The organism is Niastella sp. sgz303648 (genome assembly GCF_059587045.1).
Genome location: NZ_JCAPSW010000052.1, coordinates 1 through 1,866 on the forward strand (window position 1 = coordinate 1; position 1,866 = coordinate 1,866).

Consider the following 1,866-nt stretch of genomic DNA (forward strand, 5'->3'; position numbering starts at 1 on the left):
ACACGCTATACCCATCAGTTTGCAAATGACCGTTAAACTGATTGAGTATCCATTGCGGTCGCTCACCATCTCGTCCGGGTTGGTAGTCATAATAGATCAATGGAGCATTGCCTGCTTTATAGGTCCAAAAATAGCCTTGATGAGTTTCTTTCTTTTTTGTGTTGTCCAGTACTGCTATACCGGTTTCATCGGCGTGCCAGTAATTATAACGCAGCATGTCGCGTAACAGTGCGTCAGCCAGCGGTTCTATTGCTTCAGCCACCAGCCTTACCCAATCGGCTATGGTGCTGTATGGTATTTGTACGCCATGTCGTTTAAACCTTTCCAGCTGGCGGTTTAACGGTAATGCATCTATAAACTTATCAATAATTATTAGCGCTAACAGTCCGGGATCGGCGATCGTTCTTTGAATAGCTCGTGGGGGACGGCTTCCCTGTACCAGGCGGGTTGCATCCTTTTTATTTTCTGCTTTACAGCGGTATTGAGGAATAACAGTACGGTTTACTATTAGCTCACCAGGCTGGTAATCCAGTGTTTCAATAACTTCTTCTCCCACTTTCTCGCAATGGCTTACATCTTCTTTGGGTTCTATTATGGTAACTATTCTCTTAAGGTCGGCTGGCAACCCTTTTTGTGGCTCAGGGGCAACCGGTTGTTTTTTTACTTTCGTATAACTAATTTGTTGAACATTCGACAGATTAGTACTGGCTGCCTCTTCTTCAAATATAAGCCCCAGTTCTTTTTGCTGTTGTGCTATGCCGGAAGGAACAAAACGTTCTGATTTAAAGCCCTTGACCAGTTTTGTAAGTTGTTGTATCTGGTGTTGAAGGGTAAGTATTTGTGATTGTTGCGCTTCGATTGATTTCAGCAGTTGCTGATTCATCTGTAAAGATGCTTCATACAGCTCTTTGTAATTGATATGTTCGCCACCGGCTGACATTGTTCCAAAGATAGAGCGGCCGGCAAGTATTATCTTGTAATGAGCGGCATAAAAGTTATACAGCGCAAACGTGGATAAACAAGGCCCAAAAACTGATTTTAAAAATTTCTTTTAACGGCCCTACAGCGACTTATTTAACTTCGCAACAAACTCCGCAATTCGAATATTCAATTCTCAGACGCTTGCGGCGGTAATATACCGCTTTCGGTAGTGCGCTTTTTTCAGGGAGATCCCCTGTAAGATAAGTAACAGCTGCTTGTTACTGATAACACTATGCGTGCCTTCCAGCATGCAGCCTGGCATCTCAAAAGTGCCTGATTCCAGGCGTTTATAATACAGGCTAAAACCGTCTCCTTCCCATTGCAGCAGTTTGATATGAGTCTGTCGTTTATTGAAGAATATAAAAACATCGCCCAACTTTATGGTCATATTCAATTCGTTGGTTACCAACCCGCACAGCCCGTCAAAACTTTTTCGCATGTCGGCCCATTTATGATACAGCAGATACCGGGTGGCATGGTTTGTTTGTAACACCGGTTATCTCATTAATTCTTTTAAATAACTTACCGGCACCTCCCGGTACAATTTCAGTCCTTTATATTCTGCGAACAACGTGGCATCGTTTTGTTCATCATCGTGCATTTGTAACAGACTGAAATTTTCTGCTTGCGGCTCTTTGGCTGGTTTTGCCCTATTCATATATTTCTTGCGCCAGTAGTAATAACAAGCTTCTGATATGTTTTTCAACTCACAAAATGCTTTTACCGGTAATTCACCGGCCTGCTGTTCCTGTACCAGGGATAACATTTCCTGTGCGGCTCGTTTGGGATTGGGCCTTTTGGCTTCATGCATCGGTTCTCTGTATTGGTGAACCGTAAATTTAATTGCTTACTTAACAAAAGCTTTTCAACTTCCCGGAGGGATAC

Annotated in this window: 3 protein-coding genes; all 3 read right to left on the bottom strand. The window is 43.0% G+C overall.

The window, feature by feature from the left end; genetic code table 11:
• Positions 1-940, bottom strand: a 940-nt coding sequence (tnpC, locus tag AC59IL_RS38845; RefSeq protein WP_496557653.1) for an IS66 family transposase, incomplete at its 3' end; no start/stop codon positions are given.
• A gap of 174 nt (positions 941-1,114) precedes the next feature.
• Complete coding sequence (gene tnpB / locus AC59IL_RS38850) at positions 1,115-1,474, bottom strand: IS66 family insertion sequence element accessory protein TnpB (RefSeq protein ID WP_496557654.1); 360 nt, start codon at positions 1,472-1,474, stop codon at positions 1,115-1,117.
• A gap of 3 nt (positions 1,475-1,477) precedes the next feature.
• On the bottom strand, positions 1,478-1,792 hold the full coding sequence (tnpA, locus tag AC59IL_RS38855) for an IS66 family insertion sequence element accessory protein TnpA (protein ID WP_496557655.1): 315 nt from the start codon (positions 1,790-1,792) through the stop codon (positions 1,478-1,480).
• Positions 1,793-1,866 lie beyond the last annotated feature (74 nt).